General features: G+C 35.6%; 17 protein-coding genes. 12 read left to right on the forward strand and 5 right to left on the reverse strand.

Annotation, left to right across the window (positions count from 1 at the left end; translation table 11 throughout):
* Nucleotides 1-5: 5 nt before the first annotated feature.
* From AC1Q7L_RS13260 to kduI, 5 genes are all read right to left on the reverse strand, one after another.
* Nucleotides 6-671, reverse strand: a complete 666-nt coding sequence (locus AC1Q7L_RS13260; protein WP_492306332.1) for a beta/alpha barrel domain-containing protein — start codon at nucleotides 669-671, stop codon at nucleotides 6-8.
* Between the two features lie 199 nt (nucleotides 672-870).
* Nucleotides 871-1878, reverse strand: coding sequence for a sugar kinase (locus AC1Q7L_RS13265; RefSeq protein WP_492306333.1), 1008 nt, complete (start codon nucleotides 1876-1878; stop codon nucleotides 871-873).
* A gap of 310 nt (nucleotides 1879-2188) precedes the next feature.
* Nucleotides 2189-3586 (reverse strand): glucuronate isomerase, encoded by a 1398-nt coding sequence (gene uxaC / locus AC1Q7L_RS13270; RefSeq protein ID WP_492306334.1) that lies wholly within the window; start codon nucleotides 3584-3586, stop codon nucleotides 2189-2191.
* 18 nt (nucleotides 3587-3604) lie between these two features.
* Complete coding sequence (locus AC1Q7L_RS13275; RefSeq protein ID WP_492306335.1) at nucleotides 3605-4387, reverse strand: gluconate 5-dehydrogenase; 783 nt, start codon at nucleotides 4385-4387, stop codon at nucleotides 3605-3607.
* Nucleotides 4388-4395: 8 nt separating this feature from the next.
* Entirely contained in the window at nucleotides 4396-5232 is an 837-nt protein-coding gene (gene kduI / locus AC1Q7L_RS13280; RefSeq protein WP_492306336.1) for a 5-dehydro-4-deoxy-D-glucuronate isomerase, read from the reverse strand.
* Between the two features lie 892 nt (nucleotides 5233-6124).
* Here kduI and AC1Q7L_RS13285 point away from each other — a divergent pair.
* From AC1Q7L_RS13285 to AC1Q7L_RS13340, 12 genes are all read left to right on the forward strand, one after another.
* The gene (locus AC1Q7L_RS13285; protein ID WP_492306337.1) at nucleotides 6125-9145 is read left to right on the forward strand and encodes a SusC/RagA family TonB-linked outer membrane protein; all 3021 of its coding nucleotides are present in this window, start codon (nucleotides 6125-6127) and stop codon (nucleotides 9143-9145) included.
* A gap of 13 nt (nucleotides 9146-9158) precedes the next feature.
* Nucleotides 9159-10973: a RagB/SusD family nutrient uptake outer membrane protein gene (locus AC1Q7L_RS13290; RefSeq protein ID WP_492306338.1), complete on the forward strand. Its 1815-nt coding sequence runs from the start codon at nucleotides 9159-9161 to the stop codon at nucleotides 10971-10973.
* Nucleotides 10974-11067: 94 nt separating this feature from the next.
* Nucleotides 11068-12090, forward strand: a complete 1023-nt coding sequence (locus AC1Q7L_RS13295; RefSeq protein WP_492306339.1) for a pectinesterase family protein — start codon at nucleotides 11068-11070, stop codon at nucleotides 12088-12090.
* Nucleotides 12091-12131: 41 nt separating this feature from the next.
* Nucleotides 12132-13547 (forward strand): pectate lyase family protein, encoded by a 1416-nt coding sequence (locus AC1Q7L_RS13300; RefSeq protein ID WP_492306340.1) that lies wholly within the window; start codon nucleotides 12132-12134, stop codon nucleotides 13545-13547.
* A 61-nt stretch (nucleotides 13548-13608) separates the two neighbouring features.
* Nucleotides 13609-14865: a glycoside hydrolase family 88/105 protein gene (locus AC1Q7L_RS13305; protein ID WP_492306341.1), complete on the forward strand. Its 1257-nt coding sequence runs from the start codon at nucleotides 13609-13611 to the stop codon at nucleotides 14863-14865.
* Between the two features lie 213 nt (nucleotides 14866-15078).
* Nucleotides 15079-16722, forward strand: a complete 1644-nt coding sequence (locus tag AC1Q7L_RS13310) for a glycoside hydrolase family 43 protein (RefSeq protein ID WP_492306342.1) — start codon at nucleotides 15079-15081, stop codon at nucleotides 16720-16722.
* A gap of 190 nt (nucleotides 16723-16912) precedes the next feature.
* The gene (locus AC1Q7L_RS13315; RefSeq protein WP_492306343.1) at nucleotides 16913-17755 is read left to right on the forward strand and encodes a rhamnogalacturonan acetylesterase; all 843 of its coding nucleotides are present in this window, start codon (nucleotides 16913-16915) and stop codon (nucleotides 17753-17755) included.
* A gap of 1 nt (nucleotide 17756) precedes the next feature.
* Nucleotides 17757-19424, forward strand: coding sequence for a glycoside hydrolase family 28 protein (locus tag AC1Q7L_RS13320; RefSeq protein WP_492306344.1), 1668 nt, complete (start codon nucleotides 17757-17759; stop codon nucleotides 19422-19424).
* Nucleotides 19425-19500: 76 nt separating this feature from the next.
* Nucleotides 19501-20415, forward strand: coding sequence for an alpha/beta hydrolase (locus tag AC1Q7L_RS13325; protein ID WP_492306345.1), 915 nt, complete (start codon nucleotides 19501-19503; stop codon nucleotides 20413-20415).
* Nucleotides 20416-20595: 180 nt separating this feature from the next.
* The gene (locus AC1Q7L_RS13330; RefSeq protein ID WP_492306346.1) at nucleotides 20596-21567 is read left to right on the forward strand and encodes a pectinesterase family protein; all 972 of its coding nucleotides are present in this window, start codon (nucleotides 20596-20598) and stop codon (nucleotides 21565-21567) included.
* 263 nt (nucleotides 21568-21830) lie between these two features.
* The gene (locus AC1Q7L_RS13335; protein WP_492306347.1) at nucleotides 21831-22568 is read left to right on the forward strand and encodes a rhamnogalacturonan acetylesterase; all 738 of its coding nucleotides are present in this window, start codon (nucleotides 21831-21833) and stop codon (nucleotides 22566-22568) included.
* Between the two features lie 152 nt (nucleotides 22569-22720).
* Complete coding sequence (locus tag AC1Q7L_RS13340; protein WP_492306348.1) at nucleotides 22721-23062, forward strand: cupin domain-containing protein; 342 nt, start codon at nucleotides 22721-22723, stop codon at nucleotides 23060-23062.
* Nucleotides 23063-23127: the final 65 nt, after the last annotated feature.

Genomic DNA, 23127 nt, shown 5'->3' on the forward strand with positions numbered 1-23127 from the left:
AGAATTTAGTTATTGTTTAAAGTCTGAATAATTTCCAGTACTTTTTTAGTTTCGTTTTCTATGGTTGTATAGTCTTTAGCAAGCATCAATTCTTTGCTTACCAATTTGCTTCCCATTCCTACCGCCGAAACACCAGCTTTGAACCAGCTTTCAATGCTTTCTTTTGTGGTATCAACCCCTCCGGTCGGCATGAATTTAAGATTTGGAAAAACATCTTTGATCGCACTCATAAATCCGGTTCCTAAAGAATTTCCAGGGAATAATTTAATGAAAGTAACTCCTGAATTCTCAGCTTCGATAATTTCAGTCGGAGTCATACAACCCGGACTATACAATATATCTTTCGGAATTAAAAATGTGGCAACTTCCGCTACAAAACCAGGACTGATAAAGAAATCTGCACCCACTTTATAATATTCTTCAGCTTGTTGTACATTCTTGATTGTTCCGATTCCTAAAAGCATTTCCGGCATTTCCGCGTTACGGATTTCTACCATTTTTGTGAAATTGCTTAATGCAGATTCACCACGGCTTGTATATTCTACCGCACGAATTCCGGCTTTGTAAAGTGCTCTCAATATTTCTAAACTTACTGTTTCATCAGCATTATAATACAGAGGTAAAACTCCTTGGCTGATGATCGTATTTGTAACTGATTGAATTTTTGTCATTTTGCTTAATTATCTTGTTTAAAAATAATTTTTGATAGGATTAAATCCATCCTTTAGTATGCTGTACTTGCAAGATTTTTTATCTTAATTTTTTGTTTTTAACGCAAAGGACTCAAAGATTTATTTTTAAATCTTGATGTATATTTTTAAGTTCGCAAAGGCGTTTCACTTAACCAAGTCCGCAATGTTCTGGTTTTAATTATCTCTTGATGCGTCCACCGGAATCCCCGTTCATAACTTCCAGAATATCTTCTGCGCTGCTGTAATTGATGTCACCTAAAATAGTGTGTTTTATCGCACAGGCTGCGTTGGCGAATTTCAATGCTTTTTCGTCATCAAAATTGATTAAACCATAAATCAAACCTGCTGCAAAAGCGTCACCTGTCCCAATTCTGTCGACTACAGGATTAACTTCCAATAATTCAGTTTCAAAATAATTCCCATTAACCAAAGCTCTTCCCTGCGTTTGCTGAGAACTCGCTGTAACGCCAATTCTTATCTTGTCGAAAATTTTATGAATAGAAGGAACTTGTTGTTTTAATTCTTTACAGGCTTCAATGAAACCTTCTTTATCTGATGAAAACTGAGTTCCCAGAATTTCATTAATTTCATTCACTCCACCGATGAAAATCGTTGAGTATGAAACCAACTCTTTTAAAACATCATTCCCATTTTTGCCATATTTCCAAAGGTTGGAACGGTAAGCCGGATCGGTTGTAATTTCAATTCCCAGTTCACGGGCAGTTTGTAACCCTTCTTTTAAACTTTTATAAGCCGATTCGGAAATTCCGGGGCTGATGCCTGTCCAATGAAAATATTGACAGCCTTCAAGCGCTTTTTTCCAGTCAATTTGTTCAGATTTAATGTTTGCGAAAGAACCGTTCAATCTGTTGTAAGCGATTCTGCTCGCACGAACTGATGATCCTACTTCTAAAAAGTATAATCCCAAAGGATGTTCATTTTTAGAAATAAAATGGGTATCAATTCCGAAGCTTTTTACAAAAGAAAGCGCTGACTCCCCTACAAAATCATCAGAAACACTACTGATATGTCTTACGTCACAACCCATTGTTGCCAATGAAGATGCTACATTAAGCTCTGTTCCGCCGAAAAAAAATTCCATTTCGTGGCTTTGCTTCATGGTTCTGTTTCCGGGTGGCGAAAGTCGCATGATGACTTCTCCGAATGTGACTATTTTGTTGCTCATTTTTTTACAAATGTTCTTAGTTTATTGAATATCTGTTTTTTAAACGCAAAGTGCGCAAAGATTTTTTTGACTACTAACTGTTTTTAAGTTCACAAAGGCGTTTCACTTAGCTAAGATCTCAAAGACTTTTAAATAGAAGAAATTACAGATATTTTTTTAACCATTAAGATTTATTTAAGGAGTTTAGGAAAATTAAGTTGGGCTTTGCCTTAAGATTATTTAAAATCAATTTGATTTTTCTTAATTAAAACTTAACTTCTTAATTCTACTTAATGGTTTAAAATTGTGTCAATTATATTTATTTCAAATTTTAAAAATCAAAATAATTTTTAGCATTATGATAACAAATATCTGAAATGGTTTTACCAATCAGTTCGATATCATCAGGTAATTCACCGTTTTTCATTTCTTCTCCGAAAAGGTTACACAATACTCTCCTGAAATATTCGTGTCTCGGGTAAGAAAGGAAACTTCTGGAATCTGTCAACATTCCAACGAAACAGCTGATCAATCCCATGTTTGAAAGGGCATTCATCTGCTTGATCATTCCATCTTTTTGGTCAAGGAACCACCATCCTGAACCGAACTGTACTTTTCCTTTGATACTGCCGTCATTGAAATTCCCGATCATTGTCGCAAAAATCTCGTTATCAGCAGGATTTAAGTTATATAAAATGGTTTTCGTTAATTTATCTTTACCGTCTAAAGTGTTCAATAATTTAGACAACGTTTCAGCCTGAACGAAGTCACCGATAGAATCCCAACCCGTATCAGGACCAAGAATTCTGTGCATTCTTTCGTTATTATTTCTCAATGCTCCCAAGTGGAACTGCTGAACCCATCCAAATTTGTGATAAGCTTCGCCTAAGAATAATAAAATAGCTGTTTTGAATTGATTCACCTGCTTTTCAGCGATCACTTTTCCTGAGATTTTATCATTGAAAATCGTGCTTACTTCTGCTTCTGTAAACTCTTCGAAGGAAATATTGTTCAGTCCGTGATCGCAAAGTCTACATCCGTTTTCGTGGAAATATTCAATTCTTTTGATTAAAGCATCACACAAAGTCTGGTAAGAATTAATTTCAATTCCGGCTGATTCGCCTAATTTTGAAATATAATCTGCAAAATTGTGATTTTCAATTAAAATTGCTTTATCAGGACGGAAAGCGGTACTTACTTTAATGCTGAAATCGCTTTTCGCCAAATCCTGATGGTAATTCAAAATATCTGTAGGATCTTCCGTTGTGCACAGAGATTCTACATTCATCATTTTTAATAAACCTCTTGTCGATTTTTCAGGCGTCTGAAGCTGAGCGGTGATATTTTCGTAAATTTCAGATGCATTGTCTGCATTTAATAATTCATCAATTCCGAAATATCTTTTTAACTCTAAATGTGTCCAGTGATACAGAGGATTTCTCAATGTATACGGAACTGTTTTAGCCCAAGCCTCAAATTTTTCTTTATCTGAAGCATCTCCGGTGATGAATTTTTCGTTCACACCCATTGTACGCATAGCTCTCCATTTGTAATGGTCGCCTGCAATCCAAACCTTTGAGATATTTTCGAAAACCGTGTCTTCTGCAATATCTTTGGGAATCAAATGATTATGATAATCAATGATGGGTTGTTTTTCTGCGTATTTGAAATATAATTCTTCCGCGTATTTATTTTGTAATAAAAAATTATCTGTAATAAAAGGTTTCATTCTAATCTAATTCTGTTGTTACTCATTAGCCGGTTTCCCGATAGTCGCCAAAATTCCTCCATCCACGTAAATGATTTGTCCGTTGATGAATCTGCTTGCGTCCGAAGCAAGGAAAATAGCCGTTCCAGCAAGGTCTTCCGGGTTGCCCCATCTTCCGTCCGGAGTTCTGCTAATGATAAAATCGTTAAAAGGATGTCCATCCACTCGGATTGGTTCTGTCTGAGAAGTAGCAAAATAGCCGGGACCGATTCCGTTCACCTGAATATTATGTTTTGCCCATTCTGTCGCCAGATTTTTGGTAAGCATTTTAAGACCGCCTTTTGCAGAAGCATAAGCGACTACATTGTCACGTCCAAGCTCACTCATCATCGAGCAGATATTGATGATCTTTCCTGATTTTCTTTTGATCATATGTTTGCCGATTAATTTCGACATGATAAAAGGTCCTGTAAGATCTACATCGATTACTTTTCTAAAGTCTTCAACCTCCATCTCAATAGCGGGAACACGTTTGATGATTCCTGCGTTATTGACAAGGATGTCTATTTTTCCATGGGTAGCTTCCATTAAAGCTACTTTCTGAGCGGCTTCAAGTTCATCCGTTACATCAAAAAGATAACCTGTTGCTTTATATCCTTTTCCGTGATAATAGTCTAAAGCAGCATCTAATTTTGATGGCGTTGTGCTTGTGATCGCCAATTCAGCACCTGCAGCGGCAAGGCCTTCTGCCATTGCCATTCCTAATCCGTGAGTACCGCCAGTTACAACGGCTACTTTACCGGATAAATCAAATAAATTCATTAGAAAAATTACTTTAGTTCGTTAGTTTTGATACCGTCCATATCGCCGTAGTCCATATTTTCTCCGGCCATACCCCAGATAAAAGTATAATTAGAAGTTCCGACTCCTGAGTGGATAGACCATTCCGGAGATAGCACAGCTTCACGGTTTTGCATAAAAATATGACGCGTTTCCTGAGGCTGTCCCAAGAAATGACTGATCGTCTGACCTTCTTCCAAATCAAAATAGAAATAAGCTTCCATTCTTCTGGTGTGAGTATGTGAAGGCATTGTATTCCAAACACTTCCCGGGTGAAGTTCTGTCATTCCCATTTGTAATTGACAAGTTTCAAGAACAGAATTTACAATCAGTTTGTTGATCGTACGCTTGTTGGCATATTTCTCTTCACCTAATTCTACAATTTCGGCTTCGTTTTTCGTGATCTTTTTTGTCGGATAAGTGTGATGTGCCGGCGCTGAATTAATGTAAAAATAAGGTTGTGCATCACCCGATTTTTCAAAAATTACCTCTTTTGCTCCTTTACCAATATATAAAGCTTCCTTGTTGGCAAGCTCATATACTTCACCGTCTACTGTTACTTTTCCGGCACCGCCAACGTTGATGATACCTAACTCTCTCCTGTCAAGGAAATGCTCAGCTTTTAAATCGTCTGTCGGTTCCAGTTTCAAAGCTTTTGTTGAAGGCATGATACCTCCTACAATCAGCCTGTCGTACATGGTATAGACCAATTTTATCTTATCTTCATTAAATAAATCATTGATTAGAAACTCCCTCCTAAGATCTTCAGTTGTATACTTTTTTGCATCTTCGGGATGGTGGGCGTAACGAAATTCTGATTGTGTCATACTACTTGATTTTTATACTTTTTCTTTTGCGGTTTTCTCAAACCTGTTAAACTTTGCGTAATCGATTGCATAAAATTACACTAAAATTTGATAGAATTACTGTTGGGATAAATATATAATTATTCTTTAATTAGTTAACAAAAAATTAATTTTAATTTACAAATATCTGAAAAACAGATTAATAATTTTTAAATTTCAAAAAAAACAGAGAATATTTTATGGAATTTTAAGGTTAAAAATTAACCAAAAGTTAATCCTAACCATTAATTTTAAATAAAATCATGCCAAAATAAAGCAGCAAAACCAGAGTTACAAAATCGTTAATAATAACTTCATTTCTCTATACATATGATGTGTATTAAGTTTAATCTTTAGTATTAAAGAAAAATGGTTAAAAATATCAACCTAAAAAGATGACAAAAATCAGGAAAACAGTTGAAATTTTGAGTTTGAGTATCAATTTTGGGAATTTTTAAAACAAAAAAACAGGCATTTTTTAAGTAAATTTTAAGTTTTTGATTATTAAACAGCAAAAAATTTCAACTATTTTAAAAATATTTCAATATTATTTAATTTAATAATAAATATTTAATTATCAACTAATTAAAACAAACTAACTAACAAATGTTCTGTTAAATTTAACAACTTAAACAATCAAATTAATGAAAAAATAATATTTTTTTCTTTGCGTAATGGAAAATAATATTAGTTTAGGAGCCAAGATATTTTATAACGAAAAATTACGCAATCGATTGCACTTGAATAAAGCGTACAATTTTTAAAAATATTAATCACTAAAAAGAATAGAATACTTACTAAATCCACAAAACAAAAGCAACAAAGCTTGAAAAAAAACTTTCAACCAAAGAATTAAAACTATAAGGATACAATAATGGATAAAAGAGTACAATCAGTAAAGTGGTTATATTTAACTGTCTTTCTTCTTCCTGTCCTTGCAATGGCTCAAGAAAAAGAAACGAAAGCAGAAAAAGAAACTAAAATCGACGAAGTGGTTTTGGTAGGATATTCCAGAGTTTCTAAAAAAGACGTTACCAACGCTGTTGGTTCTGTAAAAGCCGAAGCTGTAAAGGATATGCCTGTGAACAGCGCTGCAGAAGCCATCCAGGGTAGAATTGCCGGTGTACAGATTACTGCAAGTGAGGGCTCGCCCGGTGCAGAAGTTGAAATTAAAGTAAGAGGTGGTACTTCTATCACACAGAGTAACGCACCTTTATATATCGTAGACGGAATCCAGATGGATAATGCACTATCTATCATTTCGCCGAAAGAAATTGAATCAATTGAGGTATTAAAAGACGCTGCTTCCACTTCTATCTACGGATCGAGAGGTGCAAACGGGGTTGTGATAATTACAACAAAAGGAGGACGCAAAAAAGCGGTTACAACGATTAACTACAGCGGTTACACAGGGGTTAGAAAAATCACGAATACAATTCCGGTTTTAGATCCTTATGAATTTGTAATGTATCAGTATGAACTTTACAACAAAAACGGTGTAGCTGAAGACATTACAGCCTTTAATACAAGATATGGAACCTACGATCAACTTGCGACCAAATACCAGAATATTAAAGAAAGAGATTGGCAAAATGAACTTTTCGGTCAAGAAGCTTTCAACTTTACACATAATTTAAGCTTAACAGGAGGATCAGATAAATCTGCATTCTCATTAACATTAAATCATGTTGAAGAGGACGGAATCATGCTAAATTCCGGTTTCAGAAGAAGTATGGCCAACTTTAAATATGATTATGATATTTCTAAAAAATTAAAAGTTGGATTCAACGCAAGATACAGCCGACAGTTGATTTCCGGAGCAGGAACTTCTGCTACAGGTTCTCAGAATACCAACAGACTGAGAAATGCGGTAAGATATCAACCATTCGAAGGAGGAAGTAATGTTCCTATCGATGATTTTGACCCTAACTACGCAACAAACACCAATTTGGTTAATCCTTTATTGTTGAATGACAATGAAATAAAGGACGCAAGAACCAATGACTTATTATTAAATGCTTATTTAAACTATAATATTACGAAAGACTTAACTTTCAGAAGTGTTGTAGGTTATGTACAGAAAGATAATTTTGTGAATCAGTTTTGGGGAACTATTACAAGTGATGCCAGAGCGAATAACAATCAGCCGATTGTACAATTAACAAGAAACCAAACGAGAAGAATTACCAATACGAATACTTTAAATTATACAAAGAAATTCGGAAATCATAAACTTGATTTACTATTGGGTCAGGAAACGGTACAGACTGACGGTGAAGTATCCAGTACTTACACAAAATGGCTTCCTGTTTCTATTCTTCCTAACGAGGCATTTGCTAATATCCAGGCTGCAAGTCCGCCATCAGGAATGATTCAGGATGCACCGAGAACAAGCGCATTACCACCGGACAGATTAGCTTCTTTCTTTGGTAGAGTCAATTATATTTATGATAACAAATATATCATAACGGCTTCCGTAAGATCCGATGCTTCTAATATTTTTGGTCCTGAAAATAGATGGGGAACATTTCCTGCAGTTTCAGTAGCTTGGAAAATGAAGGAAGAAAAATTCCTTAAAAACAAAGAATGGCTGGATGAGCTTAAACTTCGTTTTGGATATGGTTTAGCCGGAAACAACAGAATTACCCCTTATTTATACAATACATTCTTTACTACATCTACAGATTTCGGATATACATTCGGAAGCGGTGTAACGCCGGGAGCGACTACCGGAACTATTTTAGCGAATCCTAATATTAAATGGGAAGCTACGGTTTCTAAAAACTTAGGGATTGATTTCGGATTTTTCAATGGAAGATTGTACGGTAGTGTAGATGGATATATTACAGATACAAAAGATCTTTTGGTTTTAGCTAAAATTCCACAGACTTCAGGTTATGAGTCTCAATTTCAAAATTCAGGAAAAACTCAGAATAAAGGACTTGAATTTTCATTAGGAGGCGTTATAGTAAACAAAGAAAACTTCACTTGGAAAACTGATTTTAATATCTCTGCCAACAGAAATGTTATTAAAAGTTTAGGTGCCAGTAACGGGCCAAACAGTACTCAATATCTTGTACCTTCAGGTTGGGTAAACAATTTATTCGATTTTGTTGCTAAAGTTGGAAATCCTGTAGGAACTTACTACGGTTACGTTACAGAAGGTAGATACGAGATCAGTGACTTTGATTATAATACAGCAACACAAGCCTATACTTTAAAGGCAGGAGTTGCGAGCAGTAGTGCCGTGGCTAATGGTTCAAAACCAATCCAGCCAGGAGATCTTAAATTAAGAGATCTTAATGGTGACGGACAGATCACAGCAGCTGACCAGACAGAACTAGGAAGCGCTCAGCCGAAATTTTTCGGAGGTTTCAGCCAGACTTTCAGATACAGAAACTGGGATATGAGTTTATTCTTTAATTTCTCTGTTGGAAATAAAGTGTACAATGCTAATAAAGTAGAGTTTACCACTCAATATTTATACAGAGACAACAACATGTCAGCAGAGGTTGCAGACAGATGGAGATGGTTTGATAATAACGGTGTTAAAGTGAACGACCCTACTGCCCTAGCCGCTCTGAACGCTAATACAACAATGTGGACGCCACCACAGGGAAGTTACATTCTACATTCTTATGCCATTGAAGATGGATCTTTCTTAAGATTAAACAATGTAACGATAGGATACAGCCTACCAAAAAATTCATTAGAAAGCCTTGGTATCAAGAATTTCAGATTGTATGCTACGGTTAATAATCTATTTACCATCACAGGTTACAAAGGTTACGATCCTGAAGCGAGTACAAGAAAAAATCCTTTAACTCCAGGGGTAGACTACGCTGCCTATCCTAGAAGCAGATTTATTTTAACAGGTGTTGATATAACCTTTTAATTAAAACTTAAACATGAAAAAGACAATAATTATTTTAAGTTGCATCCTTTCCTTAACTACGCTGACTTCATGTAATGATTATCTGGAAGCAGAAAATTATTCAAGTGTAGCAGAAGCGCAACAATTCGACAGTACATCAGATACATTTTCAGCATTGGTTGGTGTTTACAGCCAATTGGCAGGTGACGACGGATATGGACAAAGGTTAGCATTAATCTATCCTCACTCAAGTGACGATTTCAGGACTTCAGGAGATTACAACTGTAATGACAGAAGAGGAATTGCTACATTCGGATCTTGTCCTACCAATACAGAACTTAATAAACCATTCTTAAAATTATATTCAGGAATAGAAAGAGCGAATCTTTGTATTAAAAACATTCCGCTTTCTCCGGTTTACAAAACAGGTTCTGATGCCGATAAAAAATTAATGGATCGCTATCTTGGTGAAGCATTAACCTTAAGAGCTCAATTTTACTATGAATTGATCAGAAACTGGGGAGATGTACCATTTCAGGATAAGCCTTCAGCAGATATGGCAGATCTTTATCTTCCAAAAACAGATAGAGATATCATCTACGAAAGAATGATTGCAGACCTTGCACAGGCTTCAGCATTAGTTCCATGGAGATCAGAAGGAAGTACAACCAACGCAAGAATTTCCAAAGGTTTTGTAAAAGGTCTTAGAGCAAGAATTGCATTGGCAAGAGCAGGATACTCTTTAAGAAGAAGTCCGCAGGTAATGGCGCAGGGATCTAATCCTCAAACTTATTATCAGATTGCTTTAGACGAGTGTAAAGACATCATGAATCATGCAGGAGAACATAGCTTAAATCCTAGTTATGAATCTGTTTTCAAAGCTTTACACAGCAATTCTCAAGATACTACAAACGAAATTATTTTCTGCGTGGGAGCTTTTGGAGGTAATGCAAGAACAGACAGTAAAATTGGATATTATAATGGTCTAAAACATGATGACAACTCCAATTGGAAAGGTGGCGGTGGTATCAATGCCCTTCCAACTTACTTCTATGAGTTTACTAAATATGACTTAAGAAGAGACATGAACGTTGGAATTTTCAAAGTAAACAATACTAACCAAGCAGAATTGGTAACTGCAATTTCTTTCACAGATTCAAAATACAGAAAATCTTGGACGAATATCACAGGACCTTCTCAAAACCTTGCGGTAGACTGGCCTTTGCTACGTTTTTCAGATGTATTATTGATGTTTGCTGAGGCTGATAATGAAATTCACGGAGCGCCTTCTGCTGATGCAATCAATGCTGTAAAAGCAGTAAGAAACAGAGCTTACACAGGAAACTTAGCTCAGGTAGGAACAATCCCGACTGATAAAACAGGATTCTTCAATTATGTTGTACAGGAAAGATTATTAGAATTAGGTTCTGAAGGAATCAGAAAATATGATTTGATCCGTTGGAATTTATTAGCTTCTAAAATAACAGAAACAAGACAGAAACTGACAGCTTTCGCAAACGGAACTGGCCAATATGCAAACGTACCTTTAAACCTTTACTTTAAAAAATCGGTTTACGATCCTACAAAATCTGCACAGCAAAATATCAACGACATCGATATTTATTACACTGGCGGAGACAAATCTCAGGTATTTTATATGGCTTCACAAGATGCAACGCCTACAGGTTATACAAAAATTGCTTGGAGAGCAGCGGTTTTACCAACTTACATCAGTGATCCGGTAAAAGGTTTTGCTCAGTATTTCCAGCCAAATAAGAGAGAATTATTGCCAATTTATAGCGATATCATCCAATCTAACTACAATCTTACCCAAGATTACGGTTACTAGGAGATAAAAAATACATTCATATCAAGTTAGATACAGACTTACTCCGTAATAAGAGCTAAGTCTGTATTTTTAAAAAAATCCAAAATCAAATTCAATGAAAGCTTCCACTTTTCATAAAAATTTTATTCTGTTTTCTGTTTTTTCTGTATTAATTTTAAGCCTTCTTTCTTTCAAAGCTAATGATAAAACAATCGTGGTTTCGAAAGACGGAAAAGGCAACTTCACCACAATACAGCAAGCCGTTGACGCGGTTGAAAACGGAACCTCAGCAAGAACAAAAATTTTAATTAAAGCCGGAGTTTACAAAGAAAAAATTACCGTTCCCGATACAAAAGGAGCAATTTTGATGGAAGGAGAAAATCCTGAAAACACAATCATCACGTACGATGATTTTGCATCAAAAAAGAATTCAGAAGGAAAAGATATCGGAACTACAGGTTCTTCAACGATTTTTATTTATTCAAACGATTTCACAGCAAAAAATATTTCGTTTGAAAACAGTTCAGGAAGAGTCGGACAAGCCGTTGCTGTTTTGACTTCAGGCGACAGAATTATTTTTGAAAACTGTAAATTCTTAGGAAATCAAGACACTTTATATTTAAAAGGAGCTCAGGATTTAGCTGATAAAACAAAACCTTCAAGAAATTATTTTAAAAACTGCTACATCGAAGGTACAACCGATTATATTTTCGGAGCCGGAACAGCCGTTTTTGAAAACTGTACAATTTACTCTAAAGAAACGGCAAGTTATGTAACAGCCGCTTCTACTCCACAGGAAAACGAGTTTGGATTTGTTTTTATTAAATCTAAAATCATCGGAAATGCTAAAGAAAATTCAGTCTATTTAGGAAGACCGTGGCGACCTTTTGCTAAAACTGTTTACATCGATTGTGAAATCAATTCAACCATAAAACCTGAAGGTTGGCATAATTGGAGCAAACCCGATGCTGAAAAAACAACTTTTTATGCAGAATCTAGTTCAAAAGGAACGGGAGCCAATATTTCAAGAAGAGTTTCATGGTCGCATCAATTAACAAAAGAAGAAAGAAAAAAATACACCACAGAAAATATTCTCAAAGGAAACGACAACTGGAACACGAAAAAAAGTTTAAAATAATTTAAACCAAAAACATCACAAACACCAAAGAATTTTCAATCATGAAAAAACACTTCACAAAACTATTCGCGATAGGAATTTTATGCGGTATTTCCACATTAGCAAATGCTCAGGAAGTACTAAGTTTTCCGGGCGCAGAAGGTTTCGGAAGATACACAACTGGCGGACGTGGCGGAAAGGTTTATTTTGTAACGAAATTGACAGATGACGGTTCAGAAGGTACTTTGAGATACGCTTTAGACCAAAAAGGTTCGAGATATATTGCTTTTAAAACAAGCGGAACAATTTATCTTGAATCTCCATTAAAAATAAAAGAAGGTGATGTCACCATTGCCGGACAAACCGCTCCCGGAGACGGAATTACCATTGCCAATTACGAAACTTTCATAGGTTCCGATAATGTGGTTATACGTTACATGCGTTTCAGAATGGGTGATCAGAAAAATTTTGAGGGTGATGCTTTGGGCGCAAGATTCATCAAAAATCTGATCGTTGATCATTGCTCGATGAGCTGGTCTACAGACGAAACGGTTTCCATTTATGTCAATGAAAATACAACACTCCAATGGTGTGTAATTGCCGAAAGTCTGAGAAATTCTGCCCATCAAAAAGGTGCTCACGGATATGGCGGAATTGCAGGTGGAAAATTTGCCTCTTTTCATCATAATATTTACGCTCATCACGACAGCAGAAATCCGAGATTGGGAGAATATGCAGGAAGTAAATTTGCATTGACCGACCTTACCGATTTTAGAAATAATGTCATTTACAATTGGGGACACAACAATGTTTATGGCGGTGAAGGAATGAACGTCAATATTGTTAATAATTACTACAAACCCGGCCCTGCAACAATGACAAAACAACGAATTGTTGCCATCGATAAAAATGAAAAACCGGAGACCGAAGTTTACAACATCTGGGGGAAATATTACATCAACGGAAACGTGGTGGAAGGGAATACTGAAGTCACAAAAGACAATTGGACGGAAGGTGTTTTCAGTCAGATGAAACCTTCTTATAATTTGACGGATAAAGATAAAAACTCCATAAAAATCAACCAACCACACGATATTCAGAATAATGTGAAAACGCAATCTGCAAAAGAAGCTTACGAGAAAATTTTACAGATCGGTGGAGCAAGTTTAGTGAGAGATGCAGTGGATCTGCATGTTTTGAAAGATATCAAAAACGGAAGTTTCACTTATAAAGGTTCAAAAGGAAGTAACAACGGAATCATCGACTCTCAAAAAGATGTCGGCGGATTTCCGGACTTAAAACAAGGGAAACCTCTACTCGATTCAGACAACGACGGAATGCCCGACGAATGGGAAATTAAAAATAAATTAAATCCAAGAGTAGCCAACGCAAACGGAAGAGATTTAGATAAAAACTACGATAATATTGAAGTTTATTTTAATGATATTGTTAAAAAAATAACCGAAAGACAATTCTAATAACCATGAAAACTCTTTATTAAATCTGGTAAAAAAATAATCAACTTTAAAGTTTAAAATCATGAATTTCATTAATAATAAAATAAAAGCTTACGCAATCGCAATTTTAGGCTCAGGAATGTTCCTTGCATGCGCTCAAACTAAATCTGTAGCATCAAGACCTGCAACAGAAAATTCAAAATCAGGAAAAATAGTTCCAACCAATTTGAAATGGTCTGAAAGAATGCTACTTTCCGAAATGAACCGTTTCCCGGAATCGTGGATGCTTGATTTCAGTAAAAGTCCAAAATGGACCTATCCATCAGCAATTGTTTTGGATGGAGCTGAACAGGTTTATGCAAAAACAGGCAAAAAAGAATATTACGACTACATCAGCAGTTTTGGAGAAAAACTTATCAAAGAAGACGGAAGCATCCTTACCTACGAATTAGATAAATACAACATCGACCTTCTAAACAGCGGAAATGTACTTCTTTATCTTTACGAAAAAGAGAAAAAAGAAAAGTATTTAAAAGCCTTGAAAATGCTTCGTTCTCAGATTGATGGACAACCAAGAACATCAGAAGGCGGTTTCTGGCACAAAAAGATCTATCCAAGCCAAATGTGGCTGGATGGTTTATACATGGGGCAACCATTTTATGCTCACTACACCAAAGATTTTGCAAAAGGTGCAGAAGCAACAAAAGCTTTTGATGATGTTGTTTTGCAGTTTGATTTAATTCAAAAACATTTGGTAGACAAAAAAACAGGATTGCTGTATCACGCTTGGGACGAAAGTAAAGAACAGGCTTGGGCAAACAAAGAAACCGGAGTTTCTCCAAATTTCTGGGGAAGAGCAATGGGTTGGTACGGAATGGCAATGGTTGATGTCTTAGATTATTTACCAAAAGACCATCCGGGAAGAGCAAAATTAATTTCTTACTTAAAATCTTACACAGACGCCATAATAAAAGTTCAGGATAAAGACAACGGACTTTGGTATCAAGTGTTGGATAAAGCAGGAGAAAAAGGAAATTACACCGAAGCTACTGCATCATCAATGTTTGTGTACACGATCATTAAATCAGTTAACAACGGTTATCTTCCAAAATCTTATAAAGCTGCTGCCAAAAAAGGCTATGATGGGATCATCAAAAACCTTATTTCAGTAGACGAAAATGGTGTAGTTAATTTAAATAAATGCTGTGCAGTCGCAGGTTTAGGAGGAAAACCTTACAGAGACGGTTCTTACGAATATTATGTGAATGAAGAAATTCGTTCCAATGATGCAAAAGGAACAGGACCATTTATCTTGGCAAGTATAGAATTTGAAAAATAAATTATTACAGAGCTGTCATTCAGAACGAAGCGAAAGCGTAGTGAAGAATCTATAAATACATAATAGATTTCTCCTTCGTCGAAATGACAAGATGAAAAACATTCAACCTTTGCTGAGTCAAACGCCTTTGCGAACGAAAAATATACAGCAAGCCATTAAAAAAAATCTTTGCGCTCTTTGCGTTAAAAAGAGGCCAGACTAAAACTCTGATTTATGAAGACGAAAAACATTTTAAATATACTTTCATTAACCATTTTCTCTATTGCATCAAGTTATTTGAATGCTCAGGAAAAAAACTACGTTTCCGAAGTCTGGACAGCAGATCAGGGGAAAAACTTTAAAAATCCTGTTTTGTATGCAGATTATTCCGATCCAGACGCCATTCGTGTTGGTGACGATTATTATATGACGGCTTCAAGTTTCAATGAAGCTCCGGGACTGCCGATTCTTCATTCAAAAGATATGGTCAACTGGAAGTTGGTGAATTATGCCCTTCCGGATGTCCTTCCGAGCGAACATTTCTCAACACCAAAAAGAGGAGACGGAGTTTGGGCTCCGAGCATCAGATTTCATAAAGGTGAATTCTATATTTATTGGGGCGATCCCGATTTCGGAATTTATATGATTAAAACCAAAGATCCTCTTGGAACTTGGGAAAAACCTGTTTTAGTGATGGAAGGAAAAGGCCTGATCGATTCTTGCCCGTTCTGGGATGAAGATGGAAATGCTTATTTAGTTCATGGTTGGGCGGGAAGCCGTGCCGGAGTGAAAAGTATTTTAAGTCTTAATAGAATGAATCCTGAAGGAACAAAAGTTTTAGATAAAGGTGTTCACGTTTTTGACGGTCACGATGCACATCCAACTGTCGAAGGTCCCAAAATGTATAAAAGAAACGGTTATTATTATATTTTTGCCCCTGCTGGCGGTGTCGCAACAGGTTGGCAATTAGTTTTAAGATCAAAAAATATTTACGGTCCCTATGAAGAGAAAGTTGTGTTGGAACAAGGTACCACAAAAATCAACGGACCTCATCAGGGAGCTTGGGTAGATACGCCTTCGGGAGAAGATTGGTTTTACCATTTCCAAGATGTGGACGCAGGCGGAAGAATTGTTCACTTACAGCCAATGAAGTGGGAAAAAGACTGGCCAATCATCGGAATCGACAATAATAAAAACGGAATCGGAGAACCGGTTCTAAACTATAAAAAACCAAACGTAGGACAATCCTATCCTATCGTTACTCCGCCTGAAACAGATGAATTTGATGGTGAAAAATTAGGAATTCAATGGCAATGGAGCGCGAACGAAAATATCGTCTGGTCATCCAAACTTCCCGGACAAAAATTTTTAAGATTATTCTCCATGAAAGTTCCTGAAGGTGAAAAAAATCTTTGGAATGTCCCAAATTTATTAACTCAAAAATTCCCGGCACCGAATTTTGCAGCTTCAACAAAAGTGAAATTAACTCCCGAAGATGCCAAAGAAGGAAAAGCCGCAGGACTTTTGATCATGGGATTAGATCATGAATCAATCGTAGTGACCAATAAACCCGACGGATTTTATTTACAATTAAGAAGAGCCGAAAAAGCAGATAAAGGCGGTGAAGAAAAGGTTTTATTTGAAACAAAATTAAAAGGAAACGAAGCATATTTAAAGGTAAATGTGAACGAACCGAATGGTTTATGCCAGTTCAGCTACAGTGAAAACGGAAAAAATTTCACAAAAGTAGGTGACGTTTTCCAAGCAAAACCCGGAAAATGGATTGGAGCTAAAGTTGGTTTATACAGCGTAAGCACAACCAAAGCACCTCGTGGTGGCTATGCAGATTTTGATTGGTTTAGAATTACTAAAAACTAGAATTATAGTTGGTAAATCGCAAAGACGCAAAGAAAATTTAAAGGTACATGCTTTAAGACGCAAGGATTTTATCTTCGATAAAATTTAATAATGAATATTTTGCTGAAAATCTCTGATTTTCTTGCGCCTTAAAACATAATTAAGATTAAAAACTTTGCGTCTTTGCGATTACCAACAAGATATATTAGTCATGAAAAAAAAATTTAATATAGTTTCATTTTTATTCGTTGTTTTGCTGTTGTCAGCATGTCAATCACAAGCTCATAGTCAAAAGTCAGTATCAAAATACAATAAAAAAGTTACCCATATTTATCTCATCGGAGATTCCACAATGGCAGATTATACGGGAAATTACGAACCCGGAAAAGACTATATGAAAGTCCGTTATCCAATTACAGGTTGGGGACAGGTTTTTCAGCCATTTTTTGTGAAAGACAGTTTAGTTTCTCTAAAACTAGCCATTACAACAGATTCTGTTGCTGTTATCGACAGAGCTCACGGCGGAAGAAGTACAAGAACGTTTTTTCAGGAAGGAAGATGGAGATATGTGTATGAACATTTGCAACCAAACGATTATGTGATCATGCAATTTGGCCACAACGACGGCTCAGAAAAACATACAGAACGTTATGTAAATATTGAAGGTTATAAAGAATTTCTAAGGTTATTTGTAACTCAAACAAGACAAAAAGGTGGAAATCCTATCATTTTAACACCTGTTGCCCGAAACTTTCCTTGGAAAGACGGAAAATTAGAAAATGCACACGGAGAATACGCTCAGGCTCCGATTGATATCGCTAAAGAAATGAATGTGCCCTACATTGATTTAAACAAATTATCAATGGATTATTTTACAAAAAAAGGACAGGATTTTACCACAAACCATTATTTCATGAATCTTCCTGAGAATGTTTATGAAGCCTATCCGAAAGGGCAAAAAGACAACACGCATTTTCAACCGGAAGGAGCAAAAACAGTGGCGTCAATTGTTTATCAAGAATTAAAAAAAGTAATTAAAACTCAAAAAAAATAAAATGAAGAAGTCTCTCAAAGTTATCGGTTTAGTAGCAGCAATGATGTTTTCAGGGCAAATTTATGCTCAGAATCTGGATATTTATAAAAACATTGAGTTTAAAATGCCTCAGGTTACAGAAACTTCTTTTGCAGCCAATACTGTTTCCATCACACAATATGGTGGCGTTGCAGGCGGAAATGTAAAAAATACAGAAGCTTTCAAAAAAGCAATCGAGGATTTAAGTAAAAAAGGAGGCGGAAAATTGGTCGTTCCCCGCGGAATGTGGTTAACAGGTCCTATCGAACTAAAAAGCAACATCAATCTTCATGTAGAAGAAGGTGCTTTCATCGTTTTCAGTAAAGATAAAGCGGATTATCCGTTGGTTGATGTGAGTTTTGAGGGATTAAATACAATCCGTTGTCAATCTCCAATTTCAGCAAGAAACGCAACCAATATTGCAATTACCGGAAAAGGAGTAATCGACGGAAGCGGTGATGCATGGAGAGCCATTAAAAAAAGCAAAGTTGCAGAATCTGAATGGAAAGAAATCGTAAAATCCGGTGGAATTTTATCTTCTGACGGTAAAAACTGGTATCCTTCGGAAAGCTATAAAAAAGGATTTGAAAGCAGTTCAAGCTTCAATGTTCCTGATAAAATTTCTAAAGAAGAACTTACAACGGTTAAAGATTTTCTTCGTCCCGTGATGGTAAGTCTGGTTGGTTGTGACAAAGTTTTATTAGATGGCCCAACTTTCCAAAATTCCCCAGCCTGGAACCTGCATCCGTTGATGTGTACAAATGTCATTTTAAGAAATCTTACGGTTAGAAACCCTTGGTTTTCTCAAAACGGTGACGGCGTAGATTTAGAATCTTGCAAAAACGTTTTGATCTACGACAATACTTTTGATGTTGGTGACGATGCAATTTGTATTAAATCAGGGAAAAATGAAGACGGAAGAAAAAGAAATATGCCCACTGAAAATGTGATTATTAAAAACAATGTTGTCTACCATGGTCACGGAGGTTTTGTGGTCGGCAGCGAAATGTCTGGTGGTGCGAGAAACATCCATGTTTCCGACTGTACTTTCATCGGAACTGATATTGGTCTTCGTTTCAAAACAACCCGTGGAAGAGGTGGAATCGTTGAAAATATTTACATTAAAAATATTGATATGATCAACATTCCTACACAGACAATTGGTTTCAATATGTTCTATGAAGGAGCCTCTCCTGTTTTGGAAGACGGACAAAAACAAGAAGGTAACAAAGCCCCGGAAAAGGTTTATCCTGTAACAGAAGAAACTCCCATTTTCAGAAATATTTTCTTTAAAAACATCAATGCCGTTAATTCTTATGAAGCGATCACTTTGTTTGGTTTAGCAGAAATGAACCTTAAAAATATCGTTATTGAAGATTCTCAGTTCGACACAAAAAAAGCTTTAACCATCGTTGACGCAGACGGAATTCAACTGAAAAATGTAAAACTGAAATATTCTGAAGGAACCGGAGCAACAATTTACAACAGTAAAAACATCAACCTTTCAACGGTGAAATTTGAATCTTCAAATAAGCCATTGGTTAAGATTTTAGGAAATAAAACAGGAGCAGTCTTGTTACCAAAAGAAGTTACAACTGATAAAAATTCACTTTCTATCGGCACTGATGTAGCTAAAAATGCAGTTAAATAGTTGAAAAATCGCAAAGACGCAAAGATTTTCCAACAACTTAAAATAAAAAACAGTATTAAAAAAATTCCACAAGCGAATGATTTTTAACAAACAACTTACTTATATTTCTATTTTTTGGTTAGGAGGCACATTAGCATTCGGTCAAGTTCCACGACCGAATGCTACTCCTTATACCAATGAAGCGACGTATGAAAAATTCAAGAAAAAATATTCTTTCATCACGCCTATCGACCGAGCAGTTCCACAAAACATTGGAGTTGATAAAGATGTAGAATATACCAACATTAACGGACTTTCGTTAAAAGCTGACGTTTACTATCCTTTTGATAAATCAAAAAAATATCCGGGAATCGCAATGGTTCATGGTGGTGGCTGGGTTTCTGGAAGTAAAGAAAATGAGAAATTTATGGCTATGGAATTAGCTTCAAAAGGATATGTGGTCATTGCAATTGGTTACCGATTGGCTGATGTTGCAAAATATCCTGCCGGAGTTGAAGATATTGAAACAGGAATTCGATGGCTGAAGAAAAATCACTCCACCTATTCTTTAAACAAAAAGAAAATGGTGGTTTTGGGTGAATCCGCTGGAGCCCAAATCGCCACTTTAGTTGGAGTTAAGAAAAAGAATAAATTACAAGCTATCGTAAATGTAGACGGCGTTGTTTCATTTGTTCATGAAGAATCCGGAAAAGAAGGAACTTACGATGCTTATTGGCTTGGTTATCCACAAAAAGAGAATCCGAAAATCTGGAAAGAAGCCTCACCGTTGGAATATGTAGATGAAAATACACCTCCTACCCTTTTCATCAACAGTTCGCAGCCTCGTTTTCATGCAGGTCGAGATGATATGATGAAAAAATTGAAGAGTTATCATATTCCGACTGAGTTTCATGAAATTAAAGATACGCCGCATTCATTTTGGTCGGCAGAACCTTGGTTTACAGAAACTTTAAATTTAACGGTTGACTTTTTAGATAAAGTTTTGAAATAATAATTTTAAACGCAAAGTTTTATTAATAAATATGTTAAACTTTAAGGATCAAAGATGAATCAATAAATTGATTTGATGAAGTTATCGTCATAGCTTCGCGAAGCAAATTTTATTTGCCTTTGCTCTCTAAAAACTATGAGGTTTTATAAAAAACTTTGCGTCAAAAAAATAATTCAACCTATGAAAAAATTATTTTTAATTCTATTCATTCCGATGGCTCAATTTCTCTTTGCTGGAAATGAACCGTACATTAAAATTACTGTTTCCAAAGACGGAAGCGGAAATTTTACATCGATTCAGAAAGCGATCAATTCGATAAGAGATTTAGGTCCGGCAGAAGCTTTAGTTTATATTAAATCCGGAACTTATAATGAAAAAGTTACTATTCCATCTTCAAAACATAAAATCACACTAGAAGGCGAAAATAAAGACAATACCATCATTACCAACAATGATTTTTCAGGAAAACAGGATTCATTTAATGAAAAAATGACAACGTTCAATTCCTACACTTTATTGGTAATGGGTGATGATATTAAAATCAGTAATCTGACGATTCAAAACAGTTCTTGCAACGAAGGACAGGCGGTTTCGCTTCATGTTGAAGGTGATCGTTTTATCATTAAAAATTCGAAAATTCTGGGTTGTCAGGATACCATTTATTCAGCAACCAATCACAGCAGACAGTATTTTGAAAACTGTTATATCGAAGGAACAACCGATTTTATTTTCGGACAAGCAACGGTTGTTTTTAAAAATTGTACAATTAAAAGCTTAGCCGATTCTTACATCACCGCCGCTGCAACAGAAGCTGACAGACAGTATGGTTTCGTTTTTTTTGACTGTCAATTAATTGCAAAAGAAGGTATCACCAAAGTGTATTTGGGAAGACCTTGGAGACCTTACGCGAAAACGGTTTTCATCAACACAGAAATGGGAAAACATATCCTCCCTGAAGGTTGGAATCCATGGAAAGGCGACAAAATGTTTCCCGATAAAGAAAAAACAGCTTTCTATGCTGAGTTCGGAAGTAAAGGCGATGGCGGAAATACCGCAAACCGAGTAAACTGGTCGCATCAATTGACAAAAAAAGACTTGAAAAATTATACATTAGAAAAGATTTTTAATGATTGGAATCCTGAACATAATTAATAAGCAATTGGTAATGAGTAATGATAACCACAGCTAAATTGACATAGGAAAATGGAGCGTTAAGAAAATTAGTTCTGTGAACGTTAAAAAAATTCTTCTGTTTGAGTGCGACATAAATATTGAGTCGAAGGACAAAATTAAAATTCGCACGAGTTTTAGAATTTTTAGAGAACAGAAATAATTTTTAGTGGAAGTTTCCAAGTCTTGAACTTTTGATTCTTTTGTTTCAAGACAAAAGAATATTAATTAAAAATTTATTTAAAATGAAAAAAATACTTTTAATATTTAGCATAGCAATTTCAAATTTAATTCTAGCTCAACAAAAAACAACTCTATTCCTTATTGGCGACTCAACGATGGCGAATAAGGAAAATCCCGACAAAAATCCAGAACATGGATGGGGACAGGTTTTGCCACAATTTTTCACAGCAGGAATTGAAATTCAGAATCATGCAATGAATGGCAGAAGTTCAAAAAGTTTCAGAACGGAAGGAAGATGGGATAAAGTTGAAAAACAACTGAAAAAAGGAGATTTTGTAATTATTCAGTTTGGACATAATGACCAAAAGCTGAAAGATTCTACAAAATTTACCAATCCTTACACTCAATACAGAGCTAATCTGGAAAGATATGTGAATGAAACAAGAGCAAAAGGCGCAACGCCAATTTTGATGACTTCTATTGTAAGAAGAGATTTCAATGAGAACGGAGTTTTAATTGATACGCACAAAGAATATCCTTTGGTTGTAAGAATGGTGGCAAACGAAATGAAAGTTCCGTTTGTAGATATGCAATTATTGACAGAACAGTTAGAAATTTCTTATGGTCCTGAAAATTCAAAAAAATTACATTTGCATTATAAAGAAGGTGAAGATCCTTATTATCCAAAAGGGAAAGATGATGACACGCATTTGTCGACACTTGGAGCAGAATCTATTGCAAAACTGGCGGTGAAGAATTTGAAAAGCTTGAAAATAGGTTTGGAGAAATATATTAAATAGTTTTTAATCTTAATAATCAAACAGCAAGTGTGTCATTCAGAACGAAGCGAAAGCGCAGTGAAGAATCTAGTAAACAGATAGATTTCTCCTTCGTCGAAATGGCAGAGTCAATGTGAATAATTTACTTTAAAAATTAAAAAACATATAAAAAAATGAAGTTCAAAAAAGAACCCTTCTTTGACGGAAATTCCGAATGGGAAGATTTAGGAGGTGGAGTATCAAGACAATTCGTTGGATACAATTCACAAGTAATGATGGTGATTGTAAAATTTGAAAAAGATGCGATTGGCGCTTTGCATCAGCATTTTCATTCTCAGATCACGTATGTGGCTTCGGGAAAATTTGAAGTGACTGTTGATGGTGAGGTTAAAGTTCTACAAAAAGGTGACGGATTTTTCGCTCAGCCTAATATTTTTCATGGTGTAAAATGTCTGGAAGAAGGTCAGCTGATTGATTCATTTACTCCGTTTAGAGAGGATTTTCTTAAAGATTAATTCCTAAAAATTAAAACCTTCAAGGTTTTTGAAACCTTGAAGGTTTAGCAAACTTTACTATAATC

Source organism: Chryseobacterium sp. GW823-FHT05E08 (genome assembly GCF_058795655.1).